The sequence below is a fragment of the Streptomyces sp. NPDC021212 genome (assembly GCF_044332925.1).
Lineage (GTDB): Bacteria > Actinomycetota > Actinomycetes > Streptomycetales > Streptomycetaceae > Streptomyces.
Window position 1 is genome coordinate 416315 of the sequence record NZ_JBIRPZ010000004.1, and the last position, 18546, is coordinate 434860.

Consider the following 18546-nt stretch of genomic DNA (forward strand, 5'->3'; position numbering starts at 1 on the left):
GCATACCTGTTGTATCTATGCTGTGCGCATCATGAGTCCCACCGATACGGCCACCAAGCCGCCGCCCGCCGCCGAACGCGTCTACACCCATGTCAAACAAGCCGTCCTGGAGCGCCGCTACGAGGGCGGCACGCTGCTGAGCGAGGGCGAGCTGGCCGAGGCCGTCGGGGTCTCCCGTACGCCGGTCCGCGAGGCCCTGCTGCGGCTGGAGGCCGAGGGACTGCTGAAGCTCTACCCCAAGAAGGGCGCACTGGTGCTGCCGGTCTCCGCCCAGGAGATCGCGGACGTGGTGGAGACCCGGCTGCTGGTCGAGCAGCACGCGGTCGCCAAGGTGGTGCCGGCCGGGCCGCAGCTGCTGGAGCGGCTGGAAGCGCTGCTGGAGGAGCAGAAGGGGCACGCGGCGACCGGTGACCTGGCCGCGTTCGCGATCGCCGACCGCTGTTTCCACGCGGAGATCGTCCGGGCGGCGGGGAACACGATCCTGGCCCAGCTGTACGACCAGCTGCGCGACCGGCAGCTGCGGATGGGCGTGGCCACCATGCACGCCGAGCCCGGCCGGATCGCCAAGAACATCACCGAGCACACCGAGATCCTGGACGCCCTGCGCGCCGGGGACGCGGGCTCGGCGGCCGGGTTCGTCCAGCGCCACATCAGCTGGGTCAACACGCTCGCCCGGGGAGACGAGCGATGACCACGCCCGGATTGCCCGGGGACCCGCCCGGGGGACGGCGTGCCGTCGCCGTCTGGGGTCTGGGCGTCGCCGTCTACTTCGTCGCCATCGTCTACCGCACCAGCCTGGGCGTGGCCGGGATCGACGCCGCCGAGCGCTTCCACATCAACGCCTCGGCGCTGTCGACCTTCTCCATGCTCCAGGTGTTCGTCTACGCGGGGATGCAGATACCGGTCGGGCTGATGGTCGACCGGCTCGGCACCCGCAAGGTGCTGGCGCTGGGGATCGTGCTGTTCACGCTCGGCCAGTTCGGCTTCGCGCTGTCCCACTCGTACGCCATGGCCCTGGGCTCCCGGGCGCTGCTCGGCTGCGGCGACGCGATGACGTTCATCAGCGTGCTGCGGCTCGGCTCGCGCTGGTTCCCGGCCCGCCGGGCGCCGCTGGTCGGGCAGCTCGCCGGGCTGATCGGGATGGCCGGCAACCTGGTCTCCACGCTGGTGATCGCCCAGACCCTGCACAGCGTCGGCTGGACCCCGACCTTCGCGGGCAGCGCGGTCGGCGGGGTGGTCATGCTCGTGCTGGTGCTGCTCTTCCTCAAGGACCACCCGGAGGGGTACGAACCGGAGCCCGCGTCCCGGACGGACAAGAGCTTCGTGCGCCGGCAGATCGTGGACGCCTGGCGCGAGCCCGGCACCCGGCTGGGCATGTGGACGCACTTCACCACCCAGTTCCCCGCCATGGTCTTCCTGCTGCTGTGGGGGATGCCGTTCCTGGTCGAGGCGCAGGGGATGTCCCGCGGAGCCGCCGGTGAGCTGCTGACGGTGACCGTGCTGTCCAGCATCGTGTTCGGCCTGGTCTACGGGCAGGTCATCGCCCGCCACCACGTCGCCCGCACCCCGCTGGCCCTCGGCACGGTCGGCGCGACCGCGCTGGTGTGGGGCACCGCGCTCTTCTGGCCGGGCGACCACGCGCCGCTGTGGATGCTGGCCGTCATGTGCGCGGTGCTCGGCGCGTGCGGTCCCGCGTCGATGATCGGCTTCGACTTCGCCCGCCCCGCCAACCCGCCCGAGCGGACCGGGACCGCCTCCGGGATCGTCAACATGGGCGGATTCACGGCCTCGATGAGTACTTTGCTCGCCATCGGCGTACTTCTGGACATGACCGGTCAGGACTTCCGCATCGCCTTCGCGGTGGTGTTCGTGCTCCAGGCGCTCGGCGTCTCCCAGATCCTGCGGCTGCGCGGCCGCGCGCACCGCAGGGAGCGCGAGCGCGTGGTCGCGAGCCGCGTCGAGGCGGTGCACGTACCGGCGTGAGGGCCCGTTACGGGGTCATGGGGTGATCGCGAAGTGGGCCAGGATGGCCTCGGCCAGCTGCTGGTCCCCTTCGACCTTCACCTGCTCGGCGACCGCCTCCGGCCGCACCCGGCCGCACGCGAGCCGCACGTACGTCTCCCAGTCCAGGGAGAGCGTGACGGTCGGGCCCAGCGACACACTGCCGTCGATGGTGGCCCGGCCTTCCGCGTCCACCCGCACGGTGCGCATGAACTCGATCGGGCCGTTCACGTCGAAGACCACCGCCGAATGGGGCCCCGCGCCCGCGTCCTTGGCGACGACCCTCGGCAGCGCGGACAGCAGCACGTCCCGGCTGAGGTACGCGCCCGGCGAGTCCAGGTTGCCGGGCTGGTTCAGCGCCCGCCGCAGATCCTGCTCGTGCACCCACACGTCGAAGGCCCGGCGGGTCAGCGACTCCTCCAGGGTCAGCTCGCTGCCACCGGGCCAGCGCACCATGGTGTCCGGCGCGCGCTTCTCGTTGCGCAGCTGACGGGCCCGCCGGATGACGGTGTACTCCAGCTCGGAGGTCATCTCGGGGGCCGTGTGGCAGCGCCGCACGTCGACCTGGACCTCCATGTAACGCGACATCTCGCTGGTGACGTGGAACAGATCGCGCGGCAGCGTATGGATGGGACGCGGATCGCCGAGCAGCTCGCAGTCGAGGCCGATCACATGTGAGACGACGTCCCGGACCGACCATCCCGGGCATTCGGTGGCGCGGTTCCATTCCCTCTCCGGGAGCGGGTTCACCAACTCCGATATGGCGTCGATGGAATGCGTCCAGGCGTCGATGGAGGTCTGAAGGCTGGGATGGACGGTCACGGGACCCCTCGGGCGGTTGGTACGCGGGCTGGGTGCAGGGTGTGTGGCTTCAAGTTACGCTGCCCACGCGCGCGAGGGCAGTGCTTCGAGTCCGATCGTAGGCCCGGAAAGCCGGGTTGCCGCGTGTCGGCTGCGGCCATCTCCCGACCCCCTCGCCCCGGACCGGGACGGACCGGGACGAGCCGGTCGAACCGGCCCGCGGGAATGCGTTTCCCCCGCCTGATGTTGGATGGGGATATGGCTCCACGTGCACGCGTCCGCGCCCCCGAGCTGACCGGCCGGGGCGGCTGGCTCAACACCGGCGGAAAAGACCTCGCCCTCGCCGATCTGCGAGGCCGTATCGTCATCCTCGACTTCTGGACGTTCTGCTGTGTGAACTGTCTGCACGTCCTGGACGAGCTGCGCGAGCTGGAGGAGAAGCACCGCGACACCGTCGTGATCGTCGGGGTGCACTCGCCGAAGTTCGTCCACGAGGCCGAGCACCAAGCCGTCGTGGACGCCGTCGAGCGCTACGAGGTGCACCACCCGGTCCTGGACGACCCGGAGCTGACCACCTGGAAGCAGTACGCGGTACGGGCCTGGCCCACCCTCGTCGTCATCGACCCCGAGGGCTACGTGGTCGCCCAGCACGCGGGCGAGGGACACGCCCACGCCATCGAGACCCTGGTGGGGCAGCTGGAGGCCGAGCACGGCGCCAAGGGCACGCTGCGCCGCGGTGACGGCCCGTACGTACCGCCGGAGCCGGTCCCCACCGAACTGCGCTTCCCCGGCAAGGCGCTGCTGCTGCCCGGCGGCACCTTCCTGGTCTCGGACACCACCCGCCACCAGCTGGTGGAGCTGGCGGCGGAGGGGACGAGCGTGCTGCGGCGGATCGGCGCGGGGACGCGCGGGTTCGCCGACGGCCCGGCGGACCGGGCCCGGTTCAGCGAGCCGCAGGGGCTCGCCGCGCTGCCCGACGGCACGGTGGCGGTCGCCGACACCGTGAACCACGCGCTGCGCCGTTTCGACCCCGCGACCGGCGAGGTCACCACGCTCGCCGGGACCGGCCGCCAGTGGTGGCAGGGCTCGCCCGCCGAGGGGCCCGCCCGCGACATCGATCTGTCCTCCCCCTGGGACTTGGCCTGGTTCGCCGGGCGGCTGTGGATCGCCATGGCGGGCGTGCACCAGCTGTGGACGTACGACCTTCAGGACGCGACCGTACGGGCCGTCGCCGGGACCACCAACGAGGGCCTGGTGGACGGGCCCGCGGACCAGGCGTGGTTCTCTCAGCCGTCCGGGCTCGCCGCGACCGAGGACCGGCTGTGGGTCGCCGACTCCGAAAGCTCCGCGGTGCGCTGGGTCGAGCGGGACGGGGACGGCTTCGCGGTCCGCACCGCCGTCGGCACCGGGCTCTTCGACTTCGGCCACCGTGACGGCGCCGCCGACCAGGCCCTGCTCCAGCATCCGCTGGGCGTCACCGCGCTGCCCGACGGCTCGGTCGCCGTCGCGGACACCTACAACCACGCGCTGCGCCGCTACGACCCGGCCACCGGCGAGGTCTCCACGCTCGCCACGGATCTGCGTGAGCCGTCCGGCGCGGTGCTGGTCGACCAGGACATCGTGGTGGTGGAGTCCGCCCGGCACCGGCTGACCCGGCTGCGGCTGCCCGAGGAGGCCGTACGGGTCGAGGCGGTGGCCCACCGCACCCAGCGCGCCGCCACCGACATCGCCCCGGGCACGCTCCGGCTGGACGTGGTCTTCCAGGCGCCCGCGGGCCAGAAGCTGGACACCCGCTACGGCCCCTCCACCCGGCTGCTGGTCAGCTCCACCCCGCCCGGGCTGCTGGCGGACGGCGAGGGCGCGGGCACGGACCTGCGCCGCGAACTGGTGCTGGCCGACGGGGTGACCGAGGGCGTGCTGCACGTCTCGGCGATGGCCGCCTCCTGCGACGACACGGAGTCCGATAGCGGCTCCGCCGCGGGGTCGAACGAGTACCCGGCCTGCCATGTGCACCAGCAGGACTGGGGCGTTCCGGTCCGGGTCACCGAGGGCGGCGCGGCCCGGCTGCCGCTGGTCCTGGCCGGGCTGGACGACGACGCCTAGTCGGGGCAGTCGGGGAGCGTCGAGTACTGCACCTGGTCGTGCTGGATCCGGATGGCCGGGACCCACATCCGCTCGCCGTCCTTGGTGACGCGGAACCACATGCTGCTGTGGCCGCCCGCCTCGTCGGTGACGGTGACTCCGTTGGCGATGCGGCAGTCGGCGCGCAGCACGTCGCCGTGCCAGGCCCGGCCCGTGATGTTGGACGGCCGGTAGGCCATGTACGGGTCCTCGGCCAGGCCCAGGGCGCAGGTGCGGACGCGCTTGTCCCGGCAGCTCTTCTCGGCGTTGAAGACGGTGATCTCGGCGTTGCCCACGGCCGCCGGGGGCTTGTCGTCGTCCGAGGAGTCCGACGAGCGGAGGACGAGCACGCCGGCCGTGGCCCCGGCCGCCACGGCGACCGTGCCCACCGCCGCGAGCGTGAGCCGCAGCCGCCGCCGGGGCGGCCGGACTTGCGGAGGCGGGGTGGCCTCGCCGCCGGGCTCCACCACCGGTTCGGCCTCGGGGGCTGCCTCGTTGGCCCGGTGGAGCAGCTTCACCAGCTCCGGCAGCCGGTCCTCGGCGGTGAAGGAGAGCTTGCCCCACTGGACCAGGAGCCGTTCGTCGGGCAGGCTCTGGCCGCGCAGATAGCGCGAGAGGGAGGAGCGGCTGGCGGGCAGCCGGCCCTCCAGCTCCTTGAGGCTCAGGCCCAGTTCGCCGTGCATGTGACGCAGTGCGGTCACGAATTCCCGTACCGGGCCGGACAGTTCCTCGGGAAGCGGGGCGAGCGGCTTTCGTCGTGGATTCTCGGACTGATGCGGATGCGCTGGCACGCTTCCCATTGGAGCATGTGGATCATGAACATGACGAGCGACACGTCCACACCCCCGAGGTGGACGTGCCGCTCGTTACCGGAACCGGATCAGTTGTGCATCAAGCCGTGAACTACCGGATCAGTCCGTGAACTTCACCGGCCGATAGGGCTTGTACTCGCTGCCCGGCTCCAGGCCATAGGTACGGGTCGTGTGGTCCGTACCGAAGTCGCCGCGCTGCTCGTACGAGGTGTACGAGGTGTGGGCGTCGTTGTTCCACTTCTCGAACATCACGACGTGGCGGGTGTTGTTGTTGCCGGCGGCGTCGATCAGCAGGTCGCCCGGCTTGAGGTCGTTCACGGCGATCGGCTTGGTGATGCCGGAGCCGGTGAGGCCCACGGTGTTGGTGCCGGGCGCCTTCAGGCCCAGCGCCATGGAGACATAGCCCGAGCAGTCCTGGCGGTAGCCGTCCTTCCAGAGCTTGGCCTGGCTGTACGGGACCCGGCCGCCGCCGTTGGCCGTGAGCCAGGTGGAGGCGCGCTGGAGCGCCTCGGCGCGGGTGCCGCCGGGCTGGGGCGGCTGGGGCGGCTGCTGAGGGCCGTTCTGCACGGGGACGCCGGGGAGCGAGTCCTCGGGGATGTCCACGGCGAGGACGCTCAGGAAGCCGTTGACCGGCCCGGTGATGTGCGCCATGTACGTCGAGCAGGTGCTGCCCTCGCACGCCTTCTTGCCGGTGTCGACCTGGTAGTCGGCGGTGATGCGGTCCTGCCCCGCCGCATCCTTGTTGATCATGCCGACGGAACGAGAGCTGGTGTCGGCCGTCTCGTGGACGACCCAGCGGGTGCCCCAGGTGGGGAAGTCGGCGGCCGCGGCCGCCTTGGTGCCGAACTCCCCGCTGGTCGTCTTCAGCTTGAGGGCGCTGCCCTTGCCCTTCGCCGCCCCCGTGCCGCGGCTCATGGCGTTCTTGTCGGCCCCCTGGGCGACCTTGCCCGCCTTCGCGTCATGGCCGCCGGTGTCCCCGCCGCCCGAGCAGCCCACGAGTCCGCTGACGCCCAGACCCGCGGCGGCGATCGTGGGGAGCACCTTGCGCAGGACGGTCCGGCGCCGGGCGGTGGTGATGGAGTGCGTCATGTGTGAATCCCCCTGTGACGAAGGGGCGCCGACGTGACCGTCGGAGCCGCTCGGTCGAGGCCGCCGGGCCGATCCGCCGCGGCGACGGGAACCACTCTCGGCCGGATGGCGGGGGGGGGGGTCGGGGGCGTCGTTGTCCTCTGGGACGTCCCATTCCTTCGCACTTCTCTGACCTGCGGAGACGTGCCCGGGGACGGCCGGGTGCGGGACACCGGCGGTGGTGCTGTGGGACATGACGGGACACATGACGGGACAGCGGACGACAGCGGACGGCCCCCGCCGGTGGCGGGGGCCGTCGCGGACAGGTAGCCGGGGGGAGACGGCTACCTGTCGGTCTGGAAAACCGTGGAGAGGTGATTACCAGGTGAGCGCGTCGGCGGCGCTGCGCTGCCAGTAGGTCACCTTGGCGCTGCTGTCGACGTACACCCCGTCGCCCGGAAGCTTCACGGTGGTCGAGCTGTCGAGGCCCTTGAGGAACACCTCGAGGTTGGACGACTTGGCGCCCCCCTCGCCCGAACCGTCGGCGCTGGAGGTGGCGATGCCCGCGTAGGCGGACTCGCCGGGGGCCAGCGTGACGACGGCCTGCGGCTTGCTGTCCTCGAACGCCGGGGTGGCGGCCTGCGCGTTGTCGAAGCGGAGGATGGGGTAGTAGGGGACGTTGCAGTCCACGCCGGCCCGGTTGGTGAACTTCAGCAGCAGGTGGTTCACGGGCCGGTTGACGGACTGGACGGACACCGCGGCCTTGTTGACGTCGCAGGTGCCGATCTCCTGGGCGCCGTTCGACCCGGTGCCGCCCGCGTTCTGCTTGGCCGCGCTCCCGTTCTTCCCGGCCTTCTCCGTGGTGTCCTGCGCACCGCCGGTGCCGCTGCCCTGCGCCCCGCCCTTCGCGCCGCCGTTACCGCCGGTGCCCTTGTCGCCGCCGCCACCGCGGGCCCCGGCGTCGGCGCCCTGGTCGGCGGGGACCGTGGCCGAGGACTCGGCCTTGCCGGAGCTCTTGGCGCCCGTACCGTCGTTGTTGCAGGCGGTGAGGGTCAGGCCCGCGGCCAGGATGGTCAGCCCGGCGGCGACGGAGCGCACGGTCTGGGCGCGGCGGGCGAGGAAGGCGGTGGAGTGCGACATGGTGGGTTCCCCCGGTGGGTTTCGGCTGTTGTCCGGCTGCAACAACAACTCTGTCCGGGCCCGCTGCCGTATCGCTGCCGTCCGGCTGCCGAGCGCTAACGCCTCACTAACGCCCCGCTGACCGCCCTGTCGTTCACGGCGGACCGTCCCCCTCCCGCGGCCCGCCGGAGCCCTCGCCGGGCGGCCCGGAGCCCCGGCCGCCGTCGCCCTGGGCGAAGAGTTTCACCAGGTCACTCATGACGTAGCGGTTGGTGGCCTCCTCGTCCAGCAGATGCATCTCGGCGAGCCGCTCCAGGGAGTCCTGGATCAGGTCGGGGTCCGCCCCGGACAGCGCCGCCGCCTCCGCGGTGTTGACCTCCCGGGCGAAACCGGCGCCGAGCACCCGCAGCAGCTGGGCGTCGTCCGCGGAGAGCCGGGCCACCGAGTTGCGCAGCGCCGCGGCCACCCCGGCGTCCTCCGCCGACAGCAGGGCCAGCCGCCGCCGCTCGTCGCGGAGCGCGGTGGCCAGCCGGGCCAGCCGCCACCGCGGCCGGGCCACCAGCTGGGCGGAGGCGGCGCGCAGCGCGAGCGGCAGCCCGTCGCACAGCGTCACCAGCTCCTCGGCGGCGGCCGGGTCCTCGGCGACCCGGTCGGGGCCGAGCAGCGCGCCGATCAGGGCCGCCCCGTCCTCGGGGCCGAGCGCGTGCAGCCGTACCGGCCGGGCGGCGTCGGTGGCGATCAGCCCGTCCAGCCGGGACCGGCTGGTGACCAGCGTGGCGCAGTGCGGGCCGCCGGGCAGCAGCGGACGCACCTGGGCCGAGCTGCTCGCGTTGTCCAGCACCACCAGCATCCGCCGCTGGGCCATGAGCGAGCGGTAGAGCGCCCCCGCGGCCTGCTCCGAGGGGGGTATCTGGTCGGCGGGGGTGCCCATGGCGAGCAGGAACTCCCGCAGCACATCGGCGGGTTCCGCCTCCTCACCGCCGCTGAAGCCCCGCAGATCGGCGAAGAGCCGCCCGTCGGGGAAGGCGGCGGCGTACGCATGGCCCCAGTGCACGGCCAGGCCCGTCTTGCCGACCCCGGCGGCCCCGGTGACGAGGGTGATGCCGCCCTCGGCGGGGAGCCCGGCGGCGCCGCCGTACGGGCGCTCCTGCCCGGCGCCGGGCAGCACCAGCCGGGTCAGCTCGGCCAGCTCCGCCTCCCGGCCCAGGAACCCGGCGGGCGGCCGCGGCAGCAGCTCCACCGTCGGGCCGGACGCCGCGGCCGGCGCGGCCGGTGGGGGCGGTGACGCGGCCTCGGCGGCCACGCGCGGGTCACGCGGGTCACGCGGGGCGTGCGGCTCACGCGGTTCGGGCTGCGGTTCCGCGGGCACCGCCCGCAGGATCTCCTGGTACGCGGCGGTCAGCCGCTCCCCCGGGTCGACCCCCAGGTCGTCGGCGAGCATCTCGCGGGTGCGGTGGAACCAGGCGATCGCGTCGGACTGCCGCCCGGTGCGGTACAGCACCAGCATCAGGTCCGCGATCAGCCCCTCGCGCAGCGGATTGCCGAGCGCCGCCGGGTGCAGCACGCCCGCCGCCTTCTCGTACTCGCCGAGCGCCCCGTGCGCCCGGGCGAGGGCCTCCACGGCGGTCAGCCGCCGCTCCTCCAGGGCGTGCGCGGCCGCCGCGAACGGCGGGCTGGCCACCGTCCCGGTGAGCGCCGGGCCGCGCCACAGCCCGAGCGCCCGGCGCAGCATCGGCACGGCATCGGCGGGTGCGGACTCGGGGTCGGCCCGGGCCACCAGGTCGTCGAAGCGCACGGTGTCCACCAGCGTGGCGGGCAGCCGGAGCAGATAGGCGGAAGCGTGGGTGGTCAGCTCGACACCGCAAGCGTCGGCGCCGCCCTCGGCGAGGGCCGCGCGCAGCCGGGAGACATGGCCCTGGATGACGGTTCGGGCGTGGGCGGGCGGCTCGTCCTCCCACAGTCCGGCGACCAACTGATCGACCGAGACGGTCGAGTTGGGGCGCAGGAGCAGCATCGCGAGCACGCTGCGGCGCTTGGCCGGACCCAGCGGAAGCTCGACGGGGGTCGCCGCGGGGCCGGTGGTCACAGTCACCGGGCCCAGCAGGGAGAAGTCCAACTCAGCCCTCCAGAAAGGCGGTCAGTGCCTTGGCGAGCAGTCGCGGGTCCTGCGCCCCGCACAGTTCGCGGGCGGAGTGCATGGACAGGATCGCGACGCCGATGTCGACGGTGGCGATGCCGTGCCGGGCGGCGGTGATCGGGCCGATCGTGGTGCCGCACGGCATCGCGTTGTGGGAGACGAAGCTCTGCCAGGGCACGCCCGCGCGCTCGCAGGCGGCGACGAAGACGGCCCGCCCGGAGCCGTCGGTGGCGTACCGCTGGTTGACGTTGACCTTGAGGATGGGACCTCCGTTGGGGCGCGGGTGGTGGCCCGGCTCGTGGCGTTCGGCGTAGTTGGGGTGGACCGCGTGTCCGGTGTCGGAGGACAGGCAGACGGTGCCGGCGAAGGCCCGCGCCCGGTCCTCGTAGCCGCCTCCGCGCGCGTAGACGGAACGTTCGAGCACGTTCCCGAGGAGCGGGCCGTCGGCACCGGTGTCGGACTGGCTGCCGTTCTCCTCGTGGTCGAAGGCGGCGAGCACCGGGATGTACGGCAGCTCCGGGCGGGCCGCGACGGCGGTGAGCGCGGCCGTCCCGGCGTGCACGGACAGCAGGTTGTCCATCCGGGGCCCGGCGACCAGCTCGCGGTCCCGGCCGAGATAGGCGGGGGGCTCGACGCTGTGCACCATCAGGTCCCAGCCGGTCACGTCCTCGGCCGCCACCCCGGTCTCCTCGGCGACGAACCGGATGAGGTCGCCCTCCTCGGCGCTGCCAAGACCCCAGACCGGCGTCATGTGGCGCTGCTTGTCGAGCTTGAGGCCGTCGGTGTTGACGGACCGGTCGAGGTGCACGGCGAGCTGCGGCACGCGCAGCAAGGGTCTGTCGACGGTGACGAGGCGACTGGAGCCGTCCCGCAGGGCGATCCGGCCGGAGAGCCCGAGGTCGCGGTCGAGCCAGGTGTTGAGGAGCGCGCCCCCGTAGATCTCGACGGCGATCTGCCGCCAGCCGTGGGCCCCGGTGTCGGGGATCGGCTTGACGCGAAGATTGGGAGAGTCGGTATGAGCGCCGACAACCCGGTACGGAGTGGACGGGCTCGCGTCCTCCGGCACGTACCAGGCGATGATCGCGCCGCCCCGCAGCACATACCGGCCGCCCGCCGCGCCGTCCCAGGCCGCCGTCTCCGCGACCTGCCGGAACCCGGCCTCTTCCAGGCGCTCTGCCGTGTTCGCCACTGCGTGGTACGGCGAGGGGCTGGCGCGGAGGAAGGACATCAGGTCATCGGTATGGCCGCGGTCGATGCCGGGGTGTGCGCTCATGACATCAGCATAGATTCGGGACCGCCATGCCTGCCGGTGTGCGGTGCGCCCAGGGGCGGGGGTCGAAGGGGATCCATACGTGGCATTGCGTTGATCCAATCTGATGAAAGCACGTCAGGTCGGTGGTATAAAACTCGCGTATCTGCCGATAGTCCACTTAACCGCTCACCAACGCACTCAAGAGGACAGCGGATGCGCGTTCTTCGACACCTCCTCGTCATCCTGGGGTCGCTGCTGCTGCTGTGCGGCGGAGGACAGGCCATGGCGCAATCCGCCGGGCTGCTCCCCGCCGGACGGCTGCCGGCCCCGGTCCCGGCACCGGCGCCCGAGTCCACCCCCGATGCCGCGGTGGCGGAGGACGGTGCCGAAGTCGGCGCGAAGGGCCACCCTCCCTGTCCGACGACCGACCGCATCGGGGGGACCAACTCCGCACCCACGCAGCCTTTCCAGCGGTATGCCAAGGGCCACTGGCGGCTCGGCCCCGCCGAACTGCCGCGCACGGGCGCGATCGGCAAGATGCTGAAGGGCTACGACCGGCTGGGCGGCCTGACCGCCTCCGCGTTTCTGAAGTGCTACTGGAACGAGCGGACCGGCGGCTGGTGGCAGCCGTACCCGTACCCGGGCCGCTGGGTCCTGCTGAACGGCGTACCGCTCAAGACGGTCATCACGCTGAAGGTGGGTCAGAAGGTCGATGTCTTCGGCAGGGGCACCGGCCACACCCTCGCCCCGGCGGGCACCCCGTACGCGCAGCGGGCGCTGCCGCCGGGCAACCTGAACACCTACGACCCGGCGTACCCGTACGGCTACCACCTCTACGAGGTCACCAAGCCGTTCCTGGTGGACGCGGGGCCCAGCAGACCCTGGTTCGGTCAGCCGGGCCACGGGCTGCGGTATCTGTCGGGACCTTCGATTCCTCAGCTCATTGCCGCGGGTAACCTGCGGCCGCTGAACTGACCGCGCATCCTGGTTGCCGTGGACAGAACGGAACTCGTCCGGGTGCTGCGCGCCGAGCAGGTCCCGGACGCTTTGTACGACATTCCCGGTGTGCGGGACATCGAAGTCCAGCCGGACACCTACTACTTCCTGCGGCCCGCGCCGGACGGCGGCTGGGTGACCGGACTGTGGGAGCGCTCGGTGGACAAGGACGTCACCCGGCACGCCTCCGAGGACGAGGCGTGCCAGGACCTGCTGTCCAGGCTGCGGGCCCGGCCGCGTGCGCCCGGAGCGGGGCAGGAGACGGTCGAGGAGCTGCTGGCGCAGGGCGAGGAGCTGCGGCGCCAGGCGCGTGAGGAGGTGGAGCGGGCCCTGCGGGAGCATCCGCCCGACAAGGAGCCCTGACGACGAGGCGGGAGCCGGCCGCCCCCCGGTGAAGGAGAGGGGCGACCGGCTCCCGGGTCTGTGGAAGCGGGCCCTACGGGCCTGGAACGCGGCCTAGAACGCGGCCTCGTCCAGGTCCATCAGCTCCTTGGTGACGGACTCGGCCAGCGCGCGCTGCACCGAGACGCCCGGCAGGACCTCGTTGGCGAAGAACTTCGCGGCCGCGACCTTGCCCTCGTAGAACGGCACGTCCTTGGCGGCGGCCCCGCCCAGCTTCTCGGCGGCCACGGCCGCGCCCCGCAGCAGGAGGTAGCCGATCACCACGTCGCCGGAGGCGAGCAGCAGCCGGGTGGCGTTGAGGCCGACCTTGTAGATCGAGCTGACGTCCTGCTCGGTGGCCGAGAGGTCGGTGAGCATGGCGCCCACGATCCCCTCCAGGTCGACCGCGGCCTGGGCGAGCCGGTCGCGGGCCGGGGCCAGCTCCTCCCCGCCGGCGGCCTCCGCCAGGAACTTCTTGATCTCCTCGGAGAGGACGGTCAGCGCCTGGCCCTGGTCCCGGACGATCTTGCGGAAGAAGAAGTCCTGGCCCTGGATGGCGGTGGTGCCCTCGTAGAGGGTGTCGATCTTGGCGTCCCGGATGTACTGCTCCAGCGGGTACTCCTGGAGGTAACCGGAGCCGCCGATGGTCTGCAGGGACTGCGCCAGCTGCTCGTACGCCTTCTCCGAGCCGTAGCCCTTGACGATCGGCAGCAGCAGGTCGTTGAGGCGGCTCTCGGCCGAGGCGTCCTCGCCCGCGGCCTCCTTGACCATGATCTCGTCCTGGACGGAGGCGGTGTAGAGGACGAGCGAGCGCAGGCCCTCCGCGTACGCCTTCTGCGTCATGAGCGAACGGCGCACGTCCGGGTGGTGGGTGATGGTGACGCGCGGGGCGGTCTTGTCGGTGAAGGCCGCCAGGTCCGGGCCCTGGACCCGCTCCTTGGCGTACTCCAGCGCGTTGAGGTAGCCGGTGGACAGGGTGGCCATGGCCTTCGTGCCGACCATCATCCGCGCGAACTCGATGATCTTGAACATCTGGCGGATGCCGTCGTGCTTCTCGCCCAGCAGCCAGCCCTTGGCCGGGGCGCCGGCGCCGAAGGTCAGCTCGCAGGTGTTGGAGACGCGCAGACCCATCTTGTGCTCGACGTTCGTCGCGTAGACGCCGTTGCGCTCGCCCAGCTCGCCGCTGTCCCAGTCGAAGTCGTACTTCGGGACGACGAACAGGGACAGCCCCTTGGTGCCGGGCCCCGCGCCCTCGGGGCGGGCCAGCACGAAGTGGATGATGTTGTCGGAGACGTCGTGCTCACCGGAGGTGATGAACCGCTTCACGCCCTCGATGTGCCAGGTGCCGTCCTCCTGCCGGACCGCCTTGGCGCGGCCGGCGCCCACGTCCGAGCCCGCGTCGGGCTCGGTCAGCACCATGGTGGAGCCCCACTGCTTGTCCACCATCAGCTGCGCGATCTTCAGCTGCTCCTCGGTGCCCTCGTCGTGCAGCACCCCCGCGAAGGCCGGCCCGGAGGCGTACATCCAGATCGGGGTGTTGGCGCCGAGGATCGTCTCGGCCGAGGCCCACAGCAGGGAGCGCGGGCAGGAGGTGCCGCCGAGGGCCTCCGGGACCCCGAGCCGCCACCACTCGGCGTCCATGTACGCCCGGTAGCTCTTCTTGAACGACTCGGGCAGCGGCGCCGTGTGCGTCTTCGGGTCGAAGACCGGCGGGTTGCGGTCCGAGTCGGCGTAGGAGGCGGCCAGCTCGTTCTCGGAGAGCCGCGATATCTCGGCGAGCACGCTCTTGGCGGTCTCGACGTCCATCTCCGCGAACGGGCCGGTGCCGTACAGCTTGTCGCGGCCGAGGACCTCGAAGAGGTTGAACTCGATGTCGCGGAGATTCGACTTGTAGTGCCCCATGGCGACGGCTCCGTAAGGCTCGGGAGAGGCGGTGGACCTCTTCTTGGCGCGGTATCGATCAGCAGTCCGGTGCAGTCAATCCGGTTCCGCCATGATGCTACCCGTGGGTAATAAAGGGCAACCCTCAACCGGGTAACTGTGACTCAGTACGCTTCGGTGCATGTACGGCTACGACCAGAACGCGAGCGCAGGGCAGGGTTACGCCGCCCCACCACCTCCGCCGCAACAGCAGCCGCATTCGTCACACCACTCACAGCCGGGTCCCGGCTACGGTGGGCAGCCGCTGTACCCCGAGCCCTCGCCGCCGTCCCTCGCGGACGCGGTGCGGGCCTTCACCACGGGCTCCATGGCGGCAGAGGACTTCCAGCAGATCTTCGCGGCCTCCAAGGTCTACTGCCCGCGCGGTGACAACCCCGGTTTCCTCGCGCTGCACAACACCCAGCAGCCGGTGATCCCGATGTTCACCTCGCTCAAGGAGCTGCGGCGGTACGCGGGCAAGGAGTCCAAGTACTTCGTGATCACCGGCGCCGAGGTGATCGACCTGCTGCCGACCGGCTACGGCTTCGTCCTCGACATGGAGGGTGAGCACCGCATGGTCTTCGACGCCAAGGCGGTGGAGCAGATGGTCGACTTCGCCATGCGGCGCATGTATGGCTAGGCGCCGCAGGTCACTCGTGTCCCACTAGAGCCGGAATAGGGTCGGTCTTGCGAGTCGTTCAGCCTTCAATTAAGTTGAATGGTGAACGACCGAGGAGGCCGTCATGCCCGCAGTGACCGTAGACAACCCCCTGACCCTGCCCCGGGTCGCCGCACCCGCCGAGGCGCGCACCCGCCCGGCGCTGGGCGTCTCCACCGCGCCCAGCGGCTTCGAGGGCGAGGGATTCCCGGTGCGGCGCGCCTTCGCCGGCATCGACTACCAGCACCTCGACCCGTTCATCATGATGGATCAGATGGGCGAGGTGGAGTACGCGCCGGGCGAGCCCAAGGGCACCCCCTGGCACCCCCACCGCGGCTTCGAGACCGTGACGTACCTCATCGACGGCACCTTCGTGCACCAGGACTCGCACGGGGGCGGCGGCACGATCAACGACGGCGACACCCAGTGGATGACCGCGGGCTCCGGGCTGCTCCACATCGAGGCCCCGCCGGAGTCGCTGGTCATGTCCGGCGGCCTCTTCCACGGGCTCCAGCTGTGGGTGAACCTGCCGAGCAAGGACAAGATGATGCCGCCGCGCTACCAGGACATCGGCGGCGCCAAGGTCAAGCTGCTCACCTCCGCCGACGGTGGCGCGCTGCTGCGGCTGATAGCGGGCGACATCGACGGTCACCAGGGGCCGGGCATCACCCACACCCCGATCACCATGCTGCACGTCTCGCTGAACCCCGGCGCCGAGCTGACCCTGCCGTGGCGCTCCGACTTCAATGCCCTGGCCTACGGGCTCGCCGGGCGCGGGACCGCGGGCACGGAGCAGCGGCCCTTCCGCACCGGGCAGACGGTGGTCTTCGGCGACGGTGACGCGCTGACGATACGGGCGGACGCGGCCCAGGAGTCGCGCAGCCCCAACTTCGAGGTGGTGCTGCTCGGCGGGCAGCCGATCCGCGAGCCGATGATGCACTACGGCCCGTTCGTGATGAATACCCACACCGAACTGGCCCAGGCCTTCGACGACTTCCGCGCGGGCAAGCTCGGCGTGATCCCGGCCGACGCCGAATAACCGGGTCCACGGGGCTACGCCTCGGGTGCGCGCTCGTGCAGCTCGTACCAGATGCATTTGCCGTCGCCCCGCGGGTCCACTCCCCAGGCGTCGGCCAGCATTTCCATCAGCATCAGCCCCCGCCCCGACGAAGCGAGTTCGCCGGGGCGGCGGCGGTGCGGCAGCTCGTCGCTGCCGTCCGCGACGTCGAGCCGCAGCCGCCTCGAGCCGCGCCGCCCGCTGACCTCGGCGACCAGCAGGGCGTCCCCGTCGGTGTGCACCAGGACGTTGGTGACCATCTCGGAGAGCAGCAGCACCGCCGACTCGACCTGGTCCTCGTCCGCCCAGTCGTGCAGCATGTCGCGCAGCTGGCGGCGGGCGCCCGCTATGCGCTCCGGCTCGGCCTGCGCGAGCGTGATCGCCGTACGCCGCACCGGCGCCGAACCGGGTCCGACCAGGCACACCTCCGCGTCCCGGCGGATCAGCAGCAGCGCTATGTCGTCCTCGCGGCGGTCGGCGAGGGGGCCGGTGGTGTGGTGCGAGGGCGGCCCGTGCACGGCCTGCACCAGGGCCTCGGCGAGCGCTTCCAGGTCGTGGGGGCCGTCGGTCGCGGTGGCCGGGTGCTCGAAGACCGACCGGATCCGGGTCCAGCCGGTCTCCAGGTCGTGGCCGCCGGTCTCGATCAGCCCGTCGGTGCACATCAGCAGCGTCTCGCCGGGCTCCAGCACGACCCGGGTGGTGGGGTAGTCGCCCTCCGGGTCGACGCCCAGCGGCAGCCCACCCGCGGTGGGGCGGATCATCATCGTGCCGTCGGCCAGCCGGACCGCCGGGTCCGGATGGCCCGCGCGGGCGATGTCCAGGGTGCCCGCGACCGGGTCCACCTCCATGTAGAGGCAGGTCGCGAAGCGCGGATCGGCACCGTCCCCGCCGGGGTCGGTGAGCCCGCACAGGAAGCGGGAGGCGCGGGCGAGCACCGCGTCCGGGTGGTGGCCCTCGGAGGCGTACGCCCGGACCGCGATCCGCAGCTGTCCCATGATCCCGGCGGCCCGGACGTCATGCCCCTGGACGTCGCCGATCACCAGGGCGGTGCGCCCCGAGGGCAGCGCGATCACGTCGTACCAGTCGCCGCCGACCTGGAGCCCGCCGCCGGTCGGCACGTAGCGCGCGGCCACCGTGAGCCCCGGGATGTCGGGCTTGGCGGCCGGCAGCATCGAGCGCTGGAGGCCGTCCGACAGCTCGCGCTCGGTCTCCTGGAGGGCGGCCCGGGACAGCGCCTGGGCGAGCATCCGCGCGATCGTGGTGAGGACGGAGCGCTCGTCGGGCGAGAACGCGACCGGGTGCGCGAAACCGGCCATCCACGCGCCGATGGTGCGGCCCGCGACGATCAGCGGCAGAAAGGCCCAGGACCTGCGCTTCAGCGGCCGCATCCGGTGCCAGGCGGCCGGGAACCGGCCGCGGTACTCCTCCTGCGAGGGCAGATAGACCGCCCGGCCGGTACGGACCACCTCGGCCGCCGGGTACTCGGTGTCCACCGAAATGTCGGAGAAGGAGTGCTCGGCGTCCACCCGGGGCCCGTGGTGGCCGATGAGCGAGATCCGGTCACCCTTGACGCCGAAGACGGTGAGCCCGTCCGGCGAGAAACCGGGCATGGACAGCCCCGCGGCCACCCGCAGCACCTCGGCGGTGGACATCGCCTCGGCCAGCGCCCGCCCCGCGTCCAGCAGGAACGCCTCGCGGTTGCGCCGCCAGTCGCCGGTGACCGGGGTGCCGCCCGCGGTGGTGCCGGGCAGCGGCTCGGCGACCTCCTGGAGCGTGCCGAGCAGATGGAAGCCGTCCGCGCCGTCGGTGCGCGGGACGGGCCGGGACCGGGTGCGCACGGTCCGCAGGACCGTGCCCTTCTCGTCGACGATGCGCAGCCGGGTCTCGGCGAGGGTCCCCTCGGCCACCGCCAGCTCCACGATGGCCTTGACCTCCAGCCAGTCCGCCGGGTGGAAGCAGGCGCGGGCGGCGGCCTCGGGGAGCGTGACCGCCTCGGCGGGCAGGCCCACCAGACGGGCCGCTTCGGCGTCGTACGAGACGGCGCCCGAGACGCTGTCCCACCGCCACAGGCCGGTCGCTATGGCGGCCAGCAGGTCCTCGGTGCGCATTGCGCTACCTTATGGGCATTTTCCGCGCGCTTACCAGTGAGGGTCATGGCGCCGGTAGGCTTGGCCGGAAGCTTCACAAGGGTACGCAACGCTCCCGACCACACGACTTGGATGA

Annotated in this window: 15 protein-coding genes; 7 read left to right on the top strand and 8 right to left on the bottom strand. The window is 72.0% G+C overall.

All coding sequences use genetic code 11. From position 1 onward, the window contains the following. The first annotated feature begins 31 nt into the window (after positions 1-31). Both ACH4SI_RS13365 and ACH4SI_RS13370 read left to right on the top strand, forming a co-directional pair. Entirely contained in the window at positions 32-691 is a 660-nt protein-coding gene (locus ACH4SI_RS13365) for a GntR family transcriptional regulator (protein WP_398295823.1), read from the top strand. After that, positions 688-1983, top strand: coding sequence for a nitrate/nitrite transporter (locus tag ACH4SI_RS13370; RefSeq protein WP_398295824.1), 1296 nt, complete (start codon positions 688-690; stop codon positions 1981-1983). Before ACH4SI_RS13365 ends, ACH4SI_RS13370 begins: the two co-directional genes overlap by 4 nt. Before the next feature lie 15 nt (positions 1984-1998). On the opposite strand, the gene ACH4SI_RS13375 is transcribed toward ACH4SI_RS13370, so the two are convergent. Next, positions 1999-2823 (bottom strand): maleylpyruvate isomerase family mycothiol-dependent enzyme, encoded by an 825-nt coding sequence (locus tag ACH4SI_RS13375; protein ID WP_398295825.1) that lies wholly within the window; start codon positions 2821-2823, stop codon positions 1999-2001. A 237-nt stretch (positions 2824-3060) separates the two neighbouring features. On the opposite strand from ACH4SI_RS13375, the gene ACH4SI_RS13380 reads away from it, so the two are divergent. After that, on the top strand, positions 3061-4905 hold the full coding sequence (locus tag ACH4SI_RS13380) for an NHL domain-containing thioredoxin family protein (RefSeq protein ID WP_398295826.1): 1845 nt from the start codon (positions 3061-3063) through the stop codon (positions 4903-4905). On the opposite strand, the gene ACH4SI_RS13385 is transcribed toward ACH4SI_RS13380, so the two are convergent. From ACH4SI_RS13385 to ACH4SI_RS13405, 5 genes are all read right to left on the bottom strand, one after another. Further along, positions 4902-5723: an XRE family transcriptional regulator gene (locus ACH4SI_RS13385; protein WP_398295827.1), complete on the bottom strand. Its 822-nt coding sequence runs from the start codon at positions 5721-5723 to the stop codon at positions 4902-4904. The two genes, ACH4SI_RS13380 and ACH4SI_RS13385, sit on opposite strands and share 4 nt — an antisense overlap. Positions 5724-5834: 111 nt before the next feature. Next, complete coding sequence (locus ACH4SI_RS13390; protein ID WP_398295828.1) at positions 5835-6824, bottom strand: hypothetical protein; 990 nt, start codon at positions 6822-6824, stop codon at positions 5835-5837. A gap of 357 nt (positions 6825-7181) precedes the next feature. Continuing rightward, entirely contained in the window at positions 7182-7943 is a 762-nt protein-coding gene (locus tag ACH4SI_RS13395) for a DUF4232 domain-containing protein (RefSeq protein ID WP_398295829.1), read from the bottom strand. Positions 7944-8076: 133 nt separating this feature from the next. After that, complete coding sequence (locus ACH4SI_RS13400; RefSeq protein WP_398295830.1) at positions 8077-10038, bottom strand: BTAD domain-containing putative transcriptional regulator; 1962 nt, start codon at positions 10036-10038, stop codon at positions 8077-8079. Between the two features lies 1 nt (position 10039). Beyond that, entirely contained in the window at positions 10040-11332 is a 1293-nt protein-coding gene (locus ACH4SI_RS13405; RefSeq protein ID WP_398295832.1) for a M18 family aminopeptidase, read from the bottom strand. Between the two features lie 192 nt (positions 11333-11524). Between ACH4SI_RS13405 and ACH4SI_RS13410 the strand changes: the two genes are divergently transcribed. After that, positions 11525-12286, top strand: coding sequence for a TNT domain-containing protein (locus ACH4SI_RS13410; protein ID WP_398295833.1), 762 nt, complete (start codon positions 11525-11527; stop codon positions 12284-12286). An 18-nt stretch (positions 12287-12304) separates the two neighbouring features. Then, on the top strand, positions 12305-12670 hold the full coding sequence (locus ACH4SI_RS13415; RefSeq protein WP_398295834.1) for a hypothetical protein: 366 nt from the start codon (positions 12305-12307) through the stop codon (positions 12668-12670). Positions 12671-12763: 93 nt separating this feature from the next. Here ACH4SI_RS13415 and ACH4SI_RS13420 read toward each other — a convergent pair whose 3' ends face one another. Further along, entirely contained in the window at positions 12764-14590 is a 1827-nt protein-coding gene (locus ACH4SI_RS13420) for an acyl-CoA dehydrogenase (protein ID WP_398295835.1), read from the bottom strand. Positions 14591-14750: 160 nt separating this feature from the next. On the opposite strand from ACH4SI_RS13420, the gene ACH4SI_RS13425 reads away from it, so the two are divergent. Then, on the top strand, positions 14751-15248 hold the full coding sequence (locus ACH4SI_RS13425) for an SseB family protein (protein WP_398295836.1): 498 nt from the start codon (positions 14751-14753) through the stop codon (positions 15246-15248). A gap of 103 nt (positions 15249-15351) precedes the next feature. Continuing rightward, entirely contained in the window at positions 15352-16305 is a 954-nt protein-coding gene (locus ACH4SI_RS13430) for a pirin family protein (protein ID WP_398295837.1), read from the top strand. Positions 16306-16319: 14 nt separating this feature from the next. On the opposite strand, the gene ACH4SI_RS13435 is transcribed toward ACH4SI_RS13430, so the two are convergent. Continuing rightward, entirely contained in the window at positions 16320-18431 is a 2112-nt protein-coding gene (locus tag ACH4SI_RS13435; protein ID WP_398295838.1) for a SpoIIE family protein phosphatase, read from the bottom strand. Positions 18432-18546: the final 115 nt, after the last annotated feature.

Excerpts from the sequence above, each read along its gene's own strand:
- ACH4SI_RS13365 (WP_398295823.1), top strand. The coding sequence starts at position 32 with ATGAGTCCCACCGATACGGCCACCAAGCCGCCGCCCGCCGCCGAACGC.
- ACH4SI_RS13370 (WP_398295824.1), top strand. The coding sequence starts at position 688 with ATGACCACGCCCGGATTGCCCGGGGACCCGCCCGGGGGACGGCGTGCC.
- ACH4SI_RS13380 (WP_398295826.1), top strand. The coding sequence starts at position 3,061 with ATGGCTCCACGTGCACGCGTCCGCGCCCCCGAGCTGACCGGCCGGGGC.
- ACH4SI_RS13385 (WP_398295827.1), bottom strand. The coding sequence starts at position 5,723 with ATGGGAAGCGTGCCAGCGCATCCGCATCAGTCCGAGAATCCACGACGA.
- ACH4SI_RS13390 (WP_398295828.1), bottom strand. The coding sequence starts at position 6,824 with ATGACGCACTCCATCACCACCGCCCGGCGCCGGACCGTCCTGCGCAAG.
- ACH4SI_RS13395 (WP_398295829.1), bottom strand. The coding sequence starts at position 7,943 with ATGTCGCACTCCACCGCCTTCCTCGCCCGCCGCGCCCAGACCGTGCGC.
- ACH4SI_RS13405 (WP_398295832.1), bottom strand. The coding sequence starts at position 11,332 with ATGAGCGCACACCCCGGCATCGACCGCGGCCATACCGATGACCTGATG.
- ACH4SI_RS13410 (WP_398295833.1), top strand. The coding sequence starts at position 11,525 with ATGCGCGTTCTTCGACACCTCCTCGTCATCCTGGGGTCGCTGCTGCTG.
- ACH4SI_RS13420 (WP_398295835.1), bottom strand. The coding sequence starts at position 14,590 with ATGGGGCACTACAAGTCGAATCTCCGCGACATCGAGTTCAACCTCTTC.
- ACH4SI_RS13425 (WP_398295836.1), top strand. The coding sequence starts at position 14,751 with ATGTACGGCTACGACCAGAACGCGAGCGCAGGGCAGGGTTACGCCGCC.
- ACH4SI_RS13430 (WP_398295837.1), top strand. The coding sequence starts at position 15,352 with ATGCCCGCAGTGACCGTAGACAACCCCCTGACCCTGCCCCGGGTCGCC.
- ACH4SI_RS13435 (WP_398295838.1), bottom strand. The coding sequence starts at position 18,431 with ATGCGCACCGAGGACCTGCTGGCCGCCATAGCGACCGGCCTGTGGCGG.